The following is a 15,492-nucleotide window of genomic DNA, read 5'->3' as shown; positions in this document are numbered from 1 at the left end:
TGGGGTCAGTTGCTGTTGCTGCCTTTGTTGTCGACGCGGTAGCCGAAGCTGAACCCCACGCCCTGGAACAGCACTACGTCGGCCAGTTGTCTGGCCAGTTCGCCGGCGCTGGCTAGCTTGGTCTTGGGCACGAAAAGCATGTCTTCCGGTTGCAGGTAGGCGATCTGCGAGGCGTCACCGCTCAGGGCTTTTTCCACGTCATAGTGGCGGGCTTCGACCAGGTTGCCGTTGCGTCGCATGATCACCACCGAGTCGAGCCGGGCCTTGACGTTCGTGCCGCGGGCCAGCGTCAGGGCTTCGAGCACCGAGATCGGCCGGCGGATCGGATAGGAACCGGGCTGGGCCACTTCCCCGAGGACGTAGATCTCGTTGCCGGCGGTGGACTTGAGCAGCACATCGACGGTCATGTGGCCTGGCAACTGGGCGTAGCGCTCGTTGAGGAAGGTCTCCAACTGGTTGACCGTCATGCCTTGCAGCGGCACGGAACCGATTTCCGGGAAGCTGGCGTAACCATCCCTGCCCACGGTGATTTCCCGGCTCATGCCGGTGCCCGGGTGGGTCAAGGTGTTGCGCAAGTTGGTCTCGCCGGACAGCGGACTGGTCACCAGCACCGTCAATTGGTTGCGATTGGGCTGGAACAGCATTTTCTGGTCATAGGCACGCTGCACCGCCAGGCGGGCTTCGTCGGTGGTCAGGCCGGCGACTTTCACCGAGGTGTTGGCCCCAGGCAGTTCGATAGTGCCGTCGGGCATCACCTGTTGCGTACCGTTGAGCTGGCTGGCGGCCGTGAAGTTCAGGGCAACCTGGTCACCGGCCTGCACGCGATAGGCTTGGGAGCCGGTGGTGCTGATGTGGAAAATCACATCCAGCACGTCCTGGGGCCGCAGGGTCTGTTCGACCTTGGGCATGTCGGTGGCCTGGGCGTTGGCCGGCGGGGCCGTGAGGATCTGCACCGGCATCGAGCGGGTATCGGTATTGCTGGAGCAACCGGCAAGCGGCAGCAACAGCAGGACAAGCATTCTGGCGTTCATCTCGTCATCCTTTTGCAGGCTTACAGGTTGTTGTAGAGCCACTTGGGCATGTAGTACTTGCGGCGATTGAACACGCTGCCTACCACTTTCGCGCCGGCCTGGGACAGGCGCTGGCGGGCGGCCTGGGCCACTTCCCAGCGAGTGTCTTCACCGCGCACCACCAGCACCACGCCGTCGACCTGGGTGCTGAGCACCAGCGTGTCGCTGGCCGAATACACTGCGTCGGCGTCGATCACCACAAAGCGGTATTGCGCCGCCAGTTGCCTGAACAGTGGGCGCAGTCGCTCGGGGCTCAAGCGTTCGGCATTGCGACCCAGGCGCCCATGGGGCAACACGTCGAAGGGCAGGCTGGACGCCTGCACCACGCAGTCCTGCAACAGGGGCGGGGCGAGGCTGTTGAACAGCAGGTCGGTAAAACCGCGCTCCTTGTGCAACGACAGTTGCTGGCTGAGGTTGCGCGGTGACTGGCTGGCATCCACCAGCAGTACGCGACCGTTGCTCATCTGCGCCAGTTGAGCAGCCAGCGCCATCGCGCTGGTGCTGGTTCCGGTGCCGGTGTTGGCGGCCGTCAAAAGCAGGATCCGCAGGGAAGGGTCGAGCACGGTCGAGGTCAGGTTGGTCTCGCTCGGGCTTGCTATGGTCAGGATATTGGTTGAACCGTCCATTTAACTCGCTCCGTGGCCGCTGAAAACTTTGAAGGGGGTAATCATCAGGATCTTCAAATCCAGCCACAGGCTTTGTTCAGCGATATAGCTGAGGTCCAATTCCACACGCTGGTCGAAGTCGATATTGCTGCGCCCGGAGATCTGCCAAAGGCCGGTCATGCCGGGATAGATGCTCAGGCGCACAAGATGGTTGTCCTTGTAGCGATAGGCGTTGAACGAGGTCGGCCGCGGGCCCACCAGGCGCATGTCGCCGGTCACTACATTGATCAGGTTCGGCAGTTCGTCGAGGCTGCTGCGTCGCAGGAACCGGCCGATGGGCGTGATGCGCGGATCGTTGTCGATCTTGAAGTCGATGGCATCGGCGCCGTGTTTGTTGAGGTGGCGCAGCGACTCCTTGAGAGCCTCGGCGTCGGCAACCATGGTGCGGAACTTGTACATGCCGAAGACTCGGCCGCGATAACCGGTGCGCTTCTGCACGAACAGCACGGGACCGGGGCTGGAAAACTTGATCAGCAGCGCCAGGCCCAGCAGCAGTGGGCAGAGCATCAGCAGGATCGCCAGGGCGCCGAGGCAGGCCACTACGCGGTTGGTGCGCGAGACGGTCCAGGGCCGACCACCGTCGCGACCGGTCAACCAACCTCGGCCCTGACGGTGGATGGCCGCGTCCAGGCGCCTGCGGTGGTCGGGATCGACACGCTTGTCGCGTCCGGGGGCGTTGATCTCGATGACTTGCTCATGTCGGGTCATGGATTCCTCCGCTGAGGTTGGGCCGCAAGCGTTCAGTCGCGAGCGGTGCGTGGGCAGGCCGTGCGTAGTAATCGAGGAACCACTGGATGAAGCGGCCCAGGCCTTCGTCCAGTTCGATACGCGGCTTGAAACCGGTGGCTCGTGCCAGGTCGCTGGCATCGGCGCAGGTGTTGAGCACATCCCCCGCTTGCAGGGGCAGCAGTTCGATGCGGGCGGTTTGTCCCAGGTGTTTTTCCAGCAGTGCGACATAGCTGCGCAGCGCCACCGGGTGCTGCCCGCCGATGTTGTAGATCCGCCAGGGCGCACGGCTGGTGGCCGGGTCCGGTTGTTCGTGATCCAACAGGGGGGTGACCTGGGGCGCACGGTCGATCAGGCGGGCGATGCTTTCGACGATGTCGTCGATGTAGGTGAAATCGCGTTGGTGCTCGCCATGATTGAACAGTTGCAGCACACGGTCTTCGACGATGGCGCGGGCAAACTGGATCGGCGACATGTCCGGGCGGCCCCAAGGGCCGTACACCGTGAAAAACCGCAGGCCGGTGCAGGGAATGCCGAACAGGTGGCTGTAGCTGTGGGCCATCAGTTCGTTGGCTTTTTTGCTGGCCGCGTACAGCGACAGCGGATGGTCGACGTTGTCCTGCACCGAATAAGGCGTGCGCGGGTTGGCGCCGTATACCGAGCTTGAGGAGGCGTAGATCAGGTGCTTGACCGGATAGCGACGGCAGTTCTCCAGGATGTTCAGGAACCCGGTGATGTTGCTGTCTACATAGGCCTGCGGGTTTTCCAGGGAGTAGCGCACGCCGGCCTGGGCGGCGAGGTGAATCACTACGTCCGGCCGCCGGGTCTGGAACAGTTCATCGATGGCCGGCGCGTCGACCAGGTCGATCCGCGCCAGGGGGAACTCGCCAGCCTGGTCGTTTACCCAGGTCACACGGTCGTGCTTGAGCTGCGGGTCGTAGTAGTCGTTGAAATTGTCCAGCCCGCACACCCGATGGCCGTCGCGCAGCAGTCGCAGCACGACGTGGGCGCCGATGAAACCGGCCGCGCCGGTGACCAGGATGTTCATGCTTGTGACCCGGGCAGCGGGGTGCCCGGCACGGTGTGCCGCAGCCCGATACCGCGATACAGCAGCCCGGCGGCGGCCAGGTGTTCGGGGTTGTACAGGTTGCGGCCATCGATGATCACCCGGGCGCGCAGCTTGCTGGCCAGCAGGTCGAAGTCCACCACGCGAAAATTTTTCCACTCGGTGCAGATCACCAGGGCGTCGGCGTCTTCCAGGGTGTCGTCGCGGGTGGCGCACAGGTTCAGGTCCTTGCGATAGCCGTAGAGGCGCCGGCATTCGGACATGGCTTCCGGGTCATAGGCGTGGACCCGGGCGCCTTCGCGCCACAGTGCTTCCATCAGGTAGCGGCTGGGGGCTTCGCGCATGTCGTCGGTGTTGGGCTTGAATGCCAGGCCCCAGATGGCAATCGATTTGCCGGCCAGGCCATCCTGGAATTGCGTCGCCAGTTTCTCGAAGAGGATGTGCCGCTGGCTGTCGTTGACATCGGTGACGCTGCGCAACAAGCGCAGTGGCATGCCGCTTTGTTCGGCGGTGTGGAGCAAGGCCCGCAGGTCCTTGGGAAAGCACGAGCCGCCAAAACCGCAGCCGGGGTAGATGAAGTGGTAACCGATGCGTGGGTCCGAACCGATGCCTTTGCGCACTGCTTCGATGTCGGCGCCCAGCCGTTCGGTGAGGTTGGCCAGTTCGTTCATGAAGCTGATGCGGGTGGCGAGCATGGCATTGGCGGCGTACTTGGTCAGTTCGGCGCTGCGGTTGTCCATGAACATCAGTTTTTCGTGGTTGCGGCAAAAGGGCGCGTAGAGCTCCGTCATCTGGTCGCGGGCCAGCGGGTCGGCGGTGCCGACGATGATCCGGTCGGGGCGCATGCAATCGGCAAGCGCACTGCCTTCCTTGAGAAACTCGGGGTTGGACACCACCCGCACGTTCAACTGCTTCAGGCCCCGCCGCGCCAACGCCTGGCGGGCGCATTCGGCCACCTTGTCGGCCGTGCCCACCGGCACTGTGGACTTGATGACCAGGGTGCGGTCGCTGTCCATGAAATCGGCGATTTGCTGGGTGACGGCCAGCACATGGCTCAGGTCTGCCGAGCCGTCTTCATCGGCGGGGGTGCCGACGGCGATGAAAATCAGTTCGCCATGGTTGACCGCGTCGCTGGCCTGGGAACTGAACGACAAGCGTCCGGACTTGATGTTGTCTTCGAGCAAGCTGGACAACCCCGGCTCGCTGATGGTGGGTACGGCTTGTTGCAGTTGCTGGATTTTTTTCGGGTCGATGTCGATGCACAGAACGCGGTGTCCGACGTCGGCCATTGCGGCCGCCTGGATCAACCCTACATACCCCGTACCAAATACGCTCACGTCCATTTTTGGCGCGCCTCGTAAACCGGTTGATGTAACTCGGATGAAACTGTTTAGAGGGGTATAGCGCAGCTTCAGAAAAGCGTGTCAGCAAAATGACAGTTGTCAGTGTTGGCAATTCAAGTGAAATCGGGCCTTTTGATATCAAGTCCTTGACTGTCTTAGTAAAGTGGCTGTTTTATTGGGCTTAACGGGAATTTGACAAAGCGATAAACGGTAGTAATCCATAGTTTTTTACATTTTGTGACGGGTTTTCGTGTCATTTTTGGGGTAACTTTTTTTTGACGCGTGGTGCGGTGAAGCATTTCTTGCGCTTTGAAAAACGGCTGCTAACGTGCAGGAACGAAGTGCTTTTGACACGGTGATCTGGTCGAGGAAAACATGGTCCGCTACCTCAAGGAATTGCTGCTGGTTCTGTACCTGCTCAAGGGATACGACTATTACCTCGACCGTCTCAACGCGTTGGGCCTGGGGTTCGCAACGTTGCTGTTCGGCGCCATGTTCGCGGTACTGGTGCTGGCGCTGTGGATGACTGCCTACATACGCCAGACCCTGGTGAGGCATGTGTTTGCCTTGGCGATGTTTGTTTCAGCAGTGTTTTTCGAGGTGTACACCCGGGTCACGGACAGTTACCTGACCTATAGCCAGTTCGTTTCGCTGGTGTACTCGGGGGGATTTATCCAGGAGGCGGCTTATCAGTACCGCGAGATGATTGTCAGCGCGGTGATCAGCGGCTTGCTGCTGTTGTTCGGTATCGCGCTCAAGCCTCGGCGGTCGGTGCGATTGCCCGGTTATCTGCCGATAGCGGCGCCGGTGCTGGGCGTGTTGTTGCTCAGTGGCGTGTTGTTCCTGCGGGCGGGCGAGGGTGCGCGCGGCCTGCCGGTGATGTACACGCCGTTGGCCTATTTGAATCTGTTTGCCTACGAGTCCTTGCACAACACCATTGGCCCTCGGGAGCCGGTCACCCTGGTGCGACGGTCGTCTTCGATCGAGCAGGATATCGTGCTGATCATCGATGAAAGCGTTGGCGGCAATTACCTGGATATCAACGCGCCATTCGGCGTGCACACCGGCCTGAAGACGCCGCCCGAGGGGGTGGATATCTTCAATTTCGGCTATGCGGCCTCTATCGCCAATTGCAGCGTCGACACCAATGTCACCCTGCGCTATGGCGGTACGCGCGCCGACTACATACGCATCAACAGCACCCGGCCGTCGATCTGGCAATATGCCAAAAAGGCTGGTTTGCGTACCGTCTACATCGACGCCCAGCGCACTGGCGGCTACCTGCAGAACCTGATGACCGAGCTGGAAAAACAGGACATCGACGAATTCGTCCAATTCGACCATACCAGCGTGCGCGACCGCGACATGGCGGCTGCGGCGAAGTTGATCGAACTGCTGGGCGACGACCAGGCTGAACTGGTGGTGATCAACAAGGTGGGGGCGCATTTCCCGGTACACGACAAATACCCCGACGACTTCATGACCTACCGTCCGGCCTTGCCGCGAGGGCAGTTCCAGGAAGTGGCGGACACGGGCAGCCGCGATGGCTTCAACGGCCAGAAAGATGACTGGTTGCTGTACCGCAACGCTTACCAGAACACCCTGCTGTGGAACGTCGGCGAGTTCTTCAAGCGAATCTTCCAGCAGGGCGATTTGAGCCATGCCGTGTTGATCTACACCTCCGACCACGGCCAGGACCTGCACGAGCGCGGCAACCCCGGGCTCAACACCCATTGCGGCGGTGACCCGGTGGCGGAGGAGGGGTTAGTGCCGTTGGTGGTGATCCAGGGCTCACAGTTGCATGCCCTGGATTGGCGCCGAGCCTGGGCACAGAACAAAGACCGCTCCAGCCACTACAACATCTTCCCGACGCTGTTGCAGTTGATGGGGTACGACCCGGCCGGGGTTGAATCGGCCTACGGGAAATCCCTGAGCCAACCGACCGATGATGATTTCACTTTCAACTATCGCTTCAATGCGCGGTTGGGGGCGAAACCGGCTTGGAAACACATCGACTTGGGCGACATCGTGACACCGCAGTCCGGCCAGGTTGAGATGGCGGTGGGGCATTGACTGGCGCTGAGCTCTTGTTGATTGAGTACATATCCATTGCCGCGGTAACGGCCACTTAGGGTTTCGCCCTTACGGCGACTCACTTTTTTTCAGACGCCAAAAAAAGTAAGCAAAAAAGGCTTGCCCCACCACTCGGCACCTCGCTTAGGCTCGGTGTGCCCTCACTCCGGCATTGCTCCGTGGGCCGCCGCGAAGGGCCATCCATGGCCCAGCGCGGCTAACCCGGCATCCATGCCGGGTTGCCCACTGCGCAATGCCTGCGTTCGGCCAGCGTGGTTTAACGGGGCGCCCAAGATCAAAAGCCAAAGCAAAGCAAAAACGGGAGCATGTCCAGCATCTATGTGGCTGAACCACCGCTATCGCGAGCAAGCTCGCTCCCACATTGGATCTTCAGCAGACACAAACTCCATGTGCACCTAGCCCCCCCTGTGGGAGCGAGCTTGCTCGCGATGAGGCCGGCATATCCAACATCCTCATCGACTGTGACACCGCCTTCGCGAGCAGGCTCGCTCCCACATTGGATCTTCAGCAGACACAAACTCCATGTGCACCTGGCCCCCCTGTGGGAGCGAGCTTGCCCGCGAAGAGGCCGGCACATCCAACATCTTCATCGACTGTGACACCGCCTTCGCGAGCAAGCTCGCTCCCACAGGGGAAACGCGGTCCCACCAAGAACCAGGTCGGCTGTTAGGCCGCCTCGCGGCGGGCCCACGGAGCAATGCCGGAGTGAGGGCATGCCGAGCCTAAGCGAGGCACCAAGTGGTGGGGCAAAAGCGTTTTGCTTACTTTTGACTGGGCCGGCTTCCGGGCTTCTCAAAAGTGAGCCGCCGTCAGGGCGGAACCCTAAGTCGCCGTTACCGCAGCAACGGATATACACCCCAACCCGACGAGCAAATACCCAGCCTCTGTGGCATCTACCTCGTCGTAGCTGTTCTGGTTGCTGAGTATCAGGCAGGTTCATCCCGGGTGGGGCCCATCACTCAACTCCGCTATCCTGACCCCCACGTTCATTCATCGAGCCTTTTCATGCTTGAAGTCCGCGATGTCTTCAAAAGCTACCCCACGCCCCAAGGCCCATTGCCGGTGCTGCAAGGTATCAACCTGACCCTGATGCCCGGCAGCAGTCTGGCGCTGATGGGGGAGTCGGGCAGTGGCAAGAGCACCTTGCTGCACCTGGTCGCTGGGCTGGACAAGGTCGATCGCGGCAGCATTCGCAGTGGCGAGTATCGGCTAGATGGCATGAGTGAAAGCCAGTTGGCGAATTGGCGACGCACGGAAATCGGCCTGGTGTTCCAGCAGTTCAACCTCATCAGCAGCTTGTCGGTGGAGGACAACCTGGCGTTCCAGGCGCGTCTGTGTGGTCGTTATGACGCAGCTTGGCAAGCCCATCTGGTGCAGCGGCTCGGGCTTTCGGCGCTGTTGCGGCGTTATCCCGAGCAACTGTCCGGCGGTCAGCAACAGCGGGTGGCGCTGGGGCGGGCGCTGGCCTCGCGACCGCCCTTGTTGCTGGCCGATGAACCCACCGGCAGCCTCGACGAAGCCACCAGCGACGAAGTGCTGCAACTGCTGCTTGAGCTGCTGGAGGGGAGCCCCACAAGCCTGCTGATGGTGACCCACAGTCCACGGGTGGCGGCTCGCCTGGCCCAGCGCGTGGTGTTGCACGGCGGGCAGTTGGCGCAGGTGGCCCAGGGGTGATGATTTTTCGCCAGACCCTCAAGGCCCTGCTCAGCCATTGGCGCCAACACCCGGTGCAATTCTTCAGCGTGCTGACTGGCCTGTGGCTGGCCACCAGCCTGCTCACTGGCGTGCAGGCGCTGAACAGTCAGGCCCGGGACAGCTACGCCCGGGCCAGCCAACTGATCGGCGGCGAACCCCAGGCCAGCCTCAGTGCACCCGGTGGCGGCACCTTCCCCCAGCAATGGTTTGTCGAGTTGCGGCGCCAGGGCTGGCCGGTGTCGCCAGTGTTGCAGGCTCGGGTGCTGCTCAAGGACCAAGAGGATCAGCGTCTGCAACTGATGGGCATCGACCCGGTGTCGCTGCCGCCCGGTGCCGCGCTGGCGGGGCAGGCACGAGAGATGAGCGAGGTGGTGGCGTTCTTTACCGACCCCGGCCGCACCTGGATCGCCCCGCAAACCTTGCAAGCCCTGGGGCTGACCGAGGGGGACCGCCCCCGGAGCGTCGATGGGCAATCCCTGCCACCGCTGCATGCCCAGGAGGACATGGCGCCGGGCGTGCTGTTGATGGACATCGGTTTTGCCCAACAGGTACTCGGATTGCCGGAGCAACTGTCACGGCTGCTGTTGCCTGCCACGTTCAGCGCCGCGTTACCGGAAGCGTTCAACGGTCGCCTGCAATTCAAGCACGCCGATGAAGAAAACAACCTGTCGCGCCTGACCGAAAGTTTTCACCTGAACCTCGACGCCTTGGGTTTTTTATCCTTCGTGGTGGGGCTGTTCATCGTTCACGCGGCCATCGGCCTGGCCCTGGAGCAACGCCGCAGCCTGTTGCGAACCCTGCGCGCCTGTGGCGTCAGTGCGCGGGTACTGGTCACCAGCCTGACCATCGAATTGGGCGCGTTGGCCTTGCTGGGCGGGATCGCCGGGGTGCTCAGCGGCTATTGGCTGGCGAGCCTGTTGTTGCCCGATGTCGCGGCGAGCCTGCGGGGGTTGTACGGCGCCGAAGTGGCCGGACACTTGAACCTCAGCCCATGGTGGTGGTTCAGCGGTGTCGGTCTGAGTCTGCTCGGTGCGTTGCTGGCCGGCGCTGACAGTCTTTTGCGGGCGGCGCGCCTGCCCTTGCTGGCGCTGGCCAACCCCCAAGCCTGGCACCAGGCCCATGCGCGATGGCTGCGACGCCAGGGGTGGGTGGCTACGGTGACGGCGTTGATTGCCGCATCGGCGTTGATCTGGGGCGATAGCCTGGCCAGCGGTTTTGTCCTGATGACCGCCTTGTTGCTGGGGGCGGCGCTGGCCTTGCCGGTGTTGCTCAACAGTGCGCTGAAGCGGCTGTTGCGCCGCAGCCGCTCGGTGCTCGGGCAGTGGTTTCTTGCCGATTGCCGCCAGCAATTGCCGACGCTGAGCCTGGCGTTGATGGCCTTGTTGCTGGCGCTGGCGGCGAACATCGGCGCTGGCAGCATGACCGCCGGTTTCCGCCAGACTTTCAGCAACTGGCTCGAACAACGGTTGACTGCCGAGCTGTACATCAACCCGCAGACCCCGGCCCAGGCGGAGGAACTGCACGCCTGGCTCAAGCAGCAACCGGCGATCACTGCCGTCGTTCCCCTCTGGCAAGTCTCGGTCCCGTTGCAGGGCTGGCCGACGGATATCCACGGCATCATCGATCATCCCCACTATCGACAGCATTGGCCGCTGCTGGAATCGGCCGGCGACAAGCCGTGGGAGCAACTGGCTGCCGCCGACACCCTCATGCTCAGCGAACAACTGGCCCGGCGCCTCAAGGTGAGTATCGGCGATCAGTTGACCCTGCCGACGCCGCAGGGGCCATGGGCACTGCGAATCGTCGGCATTTACGCCGACTACGGCAATCCCAAGGGCCATGTGCTGGTCAACGCCGACCACTTGCTGGCGCACTGGCCGAACCTTACGCCGAACCGTTTCAACCTGCGCATCGAACCGTCCGCGATCCCGGCGCTACTGACAGCGTTGCAAGGCCGGTTCAGCCTGGATGACAGCCGCATCGTCGACCAGGCCCGGCTCAAGGGCTGGTCGACCCAGGTGTTCGAACGCACCTTCGCCGCTACCGCCGCCCTCAACAGCCTGACCCTGGCGGTGGCCGGGGTGGCGTTGTTCATCAGCTTGCTGACTCAGAGCCAGAGTCGTCTCGGCCAGTTGGCGCCGCTTTGGGCGCTGGGGGTGACGCGTCGGCAGTTGATGCTGCTCAACCTCGGCCAGACCTGGCTGCTGGCGCTGCTGACCTTGGTCCTGGCGTTGCCGCTGGGCATCGCCCTGGCCTGGTGCCTGGACACGGTGATCAACGTGCAGGCCTTCGGTTGGCGCCTGCCGTTGCGGGTGTTCCCGTTGCAATTGATGCAGTTGCTGGCCCTGGCGATGCTCGCCACGCTACTGGCATCGGCCTGGCCGCTGTATGCGCTGTACCGCACGCAGCCGGCGGATTTGCTGAGGACTTTTGCCCATGAAGATTAGAGTCGGCGTGTTGCTGCTGGCGTTGCTCAGCGGTTGTGATGACTCCGCGCCAGCGCAAAAGGGCTTTGCCGGCCTCGGCGACCAGGCTGTCGCGTTCACGCCGGTTGTGCCTGGGCGGGTGTTCAGTTTCCCCGCCGACCATGGCCTTCATGAAGGTTTTCGCATCGAGTGGTGGTACGTCACCGCCAATCTCAAGGATGCCCAGGGGCATGAGTTCGGCGTGCAATGGACGCTGTTTCGCAGTGCCTTGAGTGCCGCACCCCAGGCCGGCGGCTGGCGCAACCAGACGATCTGGCTCGGCCACGCGGCGGTCACATCCGCCACCGTGCACCATGCCGCCGAGCGTTATGCACGAGGCGGGGTGGGGCAGGCCGGGGTGCAGGCGGTGCCCTTCAATGCCTGGATCGACGACTGGCAGTTCGGTACCCAGGCTTCAGGGGACGAGCCGTTGGCGGACATGCAATTGAAGGCGCGCGACCCACGCTTCAGCTATGCATTGCGGCTGACGTCGAGCCGGCCGCTGGTGTTGCAGGGCGATCAAGGTTTCAGCCAGAAATCCGAACAGGGGCAGGCGTCGTACTACTACAGCCAGCCATTCTTCCAGGCCAGCGGTGAATTGGAAATCGATGGCCAGCGTTACGCGGTCAGCGGCCCGGCCTGGCTCGACCGCGAATGGAGCAGCCAGCCCCTGACCGCAAACCAGACCGGCTGGGACTGGTTTTCCCTGCACCTGGACAACGGCGAGCACCTGATGCTCTACCGCATGCGCCACAAGGACGGCGAGCCGTATCTCACGGGCACCTGGATCGACGCCCAGGGCCAAGCGCAAACCCTGCACGCCGGGGAAATCAGCCTCGTGCCTCAGGAAACCGCCAAGGTCGCCGGACGCTCTATGCCGGTCGGCTGGGCGATCAAGATCCCCAGCAAGCAACTCGACATCACCCTCCACGCGCTCAATCCCAATGCCTGGATGAACCTGCGCATTCCCTATTGGGAAGGACCGGTGCGACTGCGTGGCAGCCAGGGCGGCACCGGTTACCTGGAAATGACCGGCTACTGAGAATCGCCGGAACTCCCCGCGAACGCCGACCCTCATAGTTTATGAATGTCTCGCAGGAGCCCGTCATGAGCGATGACCTCAAACTTCCGTCGCTGGCCGATTGGCAGCGATTGTTCGACGACAAGGCCTACTGGCAGCAGTCCCCCGATGCTCACTTCACCGAACTGATGCGGGTGGCCAATGACCTGTTCGGTCAGGGCGCCATCGACCTGGCGCAGTGGCAGATCTTGAAGACCAAGGCCGAACAACTGCACCAGCGCTCTCCGGATGCCAACGTCGCTGAAGAAGTCGCCGACCCCGACGCCTGATCCCAGGCCTGAAAGATTCAAGGAGTTCGCCATGCAGCACCGCCCCGATCAAACCCGGCAAAACCCCGACGCCCCGGCATTGCCCGGTGAAGTGGAACGCGATAACGATGCCTTGCGGCCCAATGACCCGGCCAAGCGTAAACAACAGCACGGTGACCCTGAGGCAGGGGATACCGATGCGCAGAAAACCGGTCGGCGTGGCTGAGGTTTGTCACGTCGACCGGCATTAAAAAAAGTTTTTTAATGACTGTTTAACTTTGTTTGGATGTGTTCGCGGCAGATAACTTTTGTACTTATTCTTGTTTTTGTATAGCTGCTGTACAGCGCTATGTAGCGGTGCCGTCCAAACACAAAATCATGGCGAGGGAGCTGGCTCACGCTTTGCTGTGTAGGAGCCGCGGAGGAGCGGCGTAGGAGCTGTCGAGTGCAACGAGGCTGCGATCTTTCCCCAAACACTTGAATCTCAAGCGAAAGATCAAAAGATCGCAGGCTTCGCCAGCTTCTGCAGAGATCGCGGAGATAGTTGTAACAATGAATAATTATTTAAACGGGCGCGCGGACATATTCGGAAAGTTCCATTATTATTATTCGCGTTCGCCCAGTGTCAGGCTCTTTACCAGTGCATGGATTGCCGAGGCCATCGCACTGGGCGAACACCACCCTGAATCAACAACTATCGATTATTTTCAACTGCACATCGACCTGCAGAATTGGCCGATGCGTGAGTGGCTGCCTCCGATTCAACCAGCGGCCGGCGAGCGCCAGTCATCGGAGCCCGAGGTACCGCTGACTTCGTGGGTCCAGGTGATTTTGCGATACGTGAAGTGCACGTCCTCCAGATGGGTGAAGTGTGAGTTTTCCGGGTTCTGGCAGTTGAGCATGTAGTCCTTGATATCGACGATGATCGCGTCCTCCAATGTGGTGGTGTAGTAGTGCTCCTGGGTGCCTGCGGCCGAAGTGCGGTACCACTGGATCTTGACTTCCTCCAGGCGTTCGCCGCTCGTCAGGGCGACCTGAAGCAGTGGCGAGGCTTTGTCGAATACCTTGGTGATGGTCAGGGGTTTGTGTATGCGCTGACCGGTTGGCTGACCGGATTGAGGGTCGCGAGGGATGGTCACTTGGTGCTCGAAAGCCTGCACCATGACCTGATCTTCATGACCCTCTTGATAGGTGTTGCCCACTGAATCGGCGGTAAACGCACCGGCAGTGATCAGGCCTTGTTTAGTGCCTTTAACGGACATGTACGCGGGGGTAGCCAATGGATGCTCTCCTTCCTGGATAACGATAGGGCCTGGGACGGGAGTCGCCCCGAGGTGGCCTCACGGATATCAAGAGCTATGCCATTTTTTAAAAATCTATATATATCAATAGGTTGATCTTCTATCGGGAAGCGCCTCCCTGCAGGCAAGCGAGAAATCGCTCAGAGGTTTGCTCGGCCCATTGCAGTTCCTCGCGGCCCGATCAGACACCGCGATACCCGGGCCGGGTGGCTGAGAAAGGCGCGCTGCGCGCACGCCTCTCAGGCAGTTTTTTGCCGTTTTGCCCTTCAGCTTATTCCTACACGCGCAATGCAGACCGGCACTCATCGATGGAGCGCTGTTGCGTCTGGGCGTACAGCCTCAGCTCATCGATGGTCGCTCGTCCCAGCGCCTCTTCGAAGGCCTGGCGATTGGACTGGCCGGCATAATGACTCTGGGCGGCATCGCCGAGGTTCGACTGGAAAATGCCGGCGGCGCTGACGGGCAGGAAGTCCTCGTACACCAAGGGTTCGGCGCGCAGGTATTGCTGCTCGAGCAAGTGCTCCAGGGAGACGGCTTGCTCAAGTGTGCCCTTGGCGGCAAGGCCCTTGGGGGTGACGAAATAGCGGAAGTACGCCAATGCCTGTCGGCGCAGTTCGTCGTGGTTGTCAGGGAATTCGACAAAGTGTTCGGCCATCAGCCGGTTGTAGCGTTCGGCGTTGGCTTCGTTGGGAAACTCTCCCAGCGCGTCGCGCGCGGCGTTCAGCAATTGATCGTAGAGCGCGCGGCCCTTGGGCGTGAGGGCGGCACCGCGTTGTTCGATTTCGCCGAAGCGGGCGCTGTGGCTGCCTTGGGACTGTGGCTGGTCGGTGAAGGCGACGGGTTCGTCGAGTGCCTTGAAACTGGTCTGGCGCAGCAGGATCGGGCATTGGCGGCGGGGTGGGCCTTCGATCACGGCCTTGGGGGTAATGCCGTGCACGGGCATCCGGGCCTGGACGATGTCGATGTCCAGGGTGCGCGGCGTCAGATGATTGATGTGCGGGCCCTTGAACGCCACCACGTCGGCGATCAGGCGATGCTGGGCGCTCAATTGTCGGTACTGTTCGGCGGTAACGGTGGCGCTGTGGTGCCAGCGAAAGGTTTCCAGGGCCTGTAGGACGAAGTCCTCAGCCTGGGCTTCCGTCAGGCCACCTTGGCGTTCGGCCAGGTCAATGAGCTCAAGGGCCCTGGGGGTGAAGATCTGTCGTTTGTCCAACACCGACTCGGCAAAGGCCCGAAGCTCGGCGTTCTCGATCAGTTCCAGGCGCAGCAGCGAGGTGAACACCCGAAACGGGCTGATCTGCAACGCGCTTTCGTGCACGGCGCGAAAGGCGGTGGAATGCACCGGCACCCCGGCAGGCGTGAGGTCGTAGTAGCCCACCGGCTGCATGCCCATGACCGCGAACAGACGCCCCAGGGTCGCCAGCTCGGCGGCGGTGCCGACGCGGATCGCGCCGTGGCGTTCCAGGTCCAGGCGCTCGAGTTCGCCGGTGCTGCGCAGGTGTGCGGCCAGGACCGGGTCTTCGGCCAGCACCTGGGCGTTGGTGTGCTCCACCAGCTTCATCAGGGCGCCATACAGCGGCACCTCGTCGCGGTACATGTCGGACATCGCCCTGGAGAAGCGTTGGCGGATCAGGTCGGGGCTGACGAAGCTCATCGTAAGAGTTCCTGGCGAGGGCTGTGGGAAAGATGGACGAAAGATCGCAGCCTTCGCCGGCCCCGGCAAACGAAGAATCTTCAG

Annotated in this window: 13 protein-coding genes; 6 read left to right on the top strand and 7 right to left on the bottom strand. The window is 61.9% G+C overall.

Going from position 1 to position 15,492, the window contains the following annotated elements; all coding sequences use genetic code 11:
• Positions 1–5: 5 nt before the first annotated feature.
• From F7R20_RS20530 to F7R20_RS20510, 5 genes are read right to left on the bottom strand one after another with little or no spacing between them, the layout of a single operon-like run.
• Positions 6–1,031, bottom strand: coding sequence for a polysaccharide biosynthesis/export family protein (locus F7R20_RS20530; RefSeq protein WP_003203731.1), 1,026 nt, complete (start codon positions 1,029–1,031; stop codon positions 6–8).
• A gap of 20 nt (positions 1,032–1,051) precedes the next feature.
• The gene (locus F7R20_RS20525; protein WP_003203727.1) at positions 1,052–1,696 is read right to left on the bottom strand and encodes a CpsD/CapB family tyrosine-protein kinase; all 645 of its coding nucleotides are present in this window, start codon (positions 1,694–1,696) and stop codon (positions 1,052–1,054) included.
• Positions 1,697–2,443 (bottom strand): sugar transferase, encoded by a 747-nt coding sequence (locus F7R20_RS20520; protein WP_003203726.1) that lies wholly within the window; start codon positions 2,441–2,443, stop codon positions 1,697–1,699.
• Positions 2,430–3,509, bottom strand: a complete 1,080-nt coding sequence (locus F7R20_RS20515; RefSeq protein ID WP_003203724.1) for an NAD-dependent epimerase — start codon at positions 3,507–3,509, stop codon at positions 2,430–2,432. The genes F7R20_RS20520 and F7R20_RS20515 overlap by 14 nt, the downstream gene beginning before the upstream one ends.
• Positions 3,506–4,870 carry a UDP-glucose dehydrogenase family protein gene (locus F7R20_RS20510; protein WP_003203722.1) on the bottom strand — a complete coding sequence of 455 codons (1,365 nt, stop codon included), beginning with the start codon at positions 4,868–4,870 and terminating at the stop codon, positions 3,506–3,508. The genes F7R20_RS20515 and F7R20_RS20510 overlap by 4 nt, the downstream gene beginning before the upstream one ends.
• A 375-nt stretch (positions 4,871–5,245) precedes the next feature.
• Between F7R20_RS20510 and F7R20_RS20505 the strand changes: the two genes are divergently transcribed.
• From F7R20_RS20505 to F7R20_RS31690, 6 genes are all read left to right on the top strand, one after another.
• Positions 5,246–6,943 (top strand): sulfatase-like hydrolase/transferase, encoded by a 1,698-nt coding sequence (locus F7R20_RS20505; protein ID WP_003203720.1) that lies wholly within the window; start codon positions 5,246–5,248, stop codon positions 6,941–6,943.
• Positions 6,944–7,969: 1,026 nt separating this feature from the next.
• Complete coding sequence (locus F7R20_RS20495) at positions 7,970–8,638, top strand: ABC transporter ATP-binding protein (RefSeq protein ID WP_003203718.1); 669 nt, start codon at positions 7,970–7,972, stop codon at positions 8,636–8,638.
• Positions 8,638–11,106, top strand: a complete 2,469-nt coding sequence (locus F7R20_RS20490; RefSeq protein WP_003203716.1) for an ABC transporter permease — start codon at positions 8,638–8,640, stop codon at positions 11,104–11,106. The genes F7R20_RS20495 and F7R20_RS20490 overlap by 1 nt, the downstream gene beginning before the upstream one ends.
• Positions 11,096–12,166 (top strand): lipocalin-like domain-containing protein, encoded by a 1,071-nt coding sequence (locus F7R20_RS20485; RefSeq protein ID WP_003203714.1) that lies wholly within the window; start codon positions 11,096–11,098, stop codon positions 12,164–12,166. Before F7R20_RS20490 ends, F7R20_RS20485 begins: the two co-directional genes overlap by 11 nt.
• 65 nt (positions 12,167–12,231) lie before the next feature.
• A complete protein-coding gene (locus tag F7R20_RS20480) occupies positions 12,232–12,474 on the top strand; it encodes a hypothetical protein (protein WP_003203712.1) in 243 nt (80 codons plus the stop codon).
• Positions 12,475–12,505: 31 nt separating this feature from the next.
• Entirely contained in the window at positions 12,506–12,679 is a 174-nt protein-coding gene (locus F7R20_RS31690; protein WP_003203710.1) for a hypothetical protein, read from the top strand.
• A 535-nt stretch (positions 12,680–13,214) separates the two neighbouring features.
• On the opposite strand, the gene F7R20_RS20475 is transcribed toward F7R20_RS31690, so the two are convergent.
• A complete protein-coding gene (locus F7R20_RS20475) occupies positions 13,215–13,733 on the bottom strand; it encodes an Hcp family type VI secretion system effector (RefSeq protein WP_003203708.1) in 519 nt (172 codons plus the stop codon).
• A gap of 298 nt (positions 13,734–14,031) precedes the next feature.
• Positions 14,032–15,408, bottom strand: a complete 1,377-nt coding sequence (gene hglS / locus F7R20_RS20470; RefSeq protein WP_003203706.1) for a 2-oxoadipate dioxygenase/decarboxylase HglS — start codon at positions 15,406–15,408, stop codon at positions 14,032–14,034.
• Positions 15,409–15,492 lie beyond the last annotated feature (84 nt).

The organism is Pseudomonas brassicacearum subsp. brassicacearum (assembly GCF_008801605.1).
Lineage (GTDB): Bacteria > Pseudomonadota > Gammaproteobacteria > Pseudomonadales > Pseudomonadaceae > Aquipseudomonas > Aquipseudomonas brassicacearum.
This window is presented reverse-complemented; position numbering and strand designations above follow the sequence as displayed.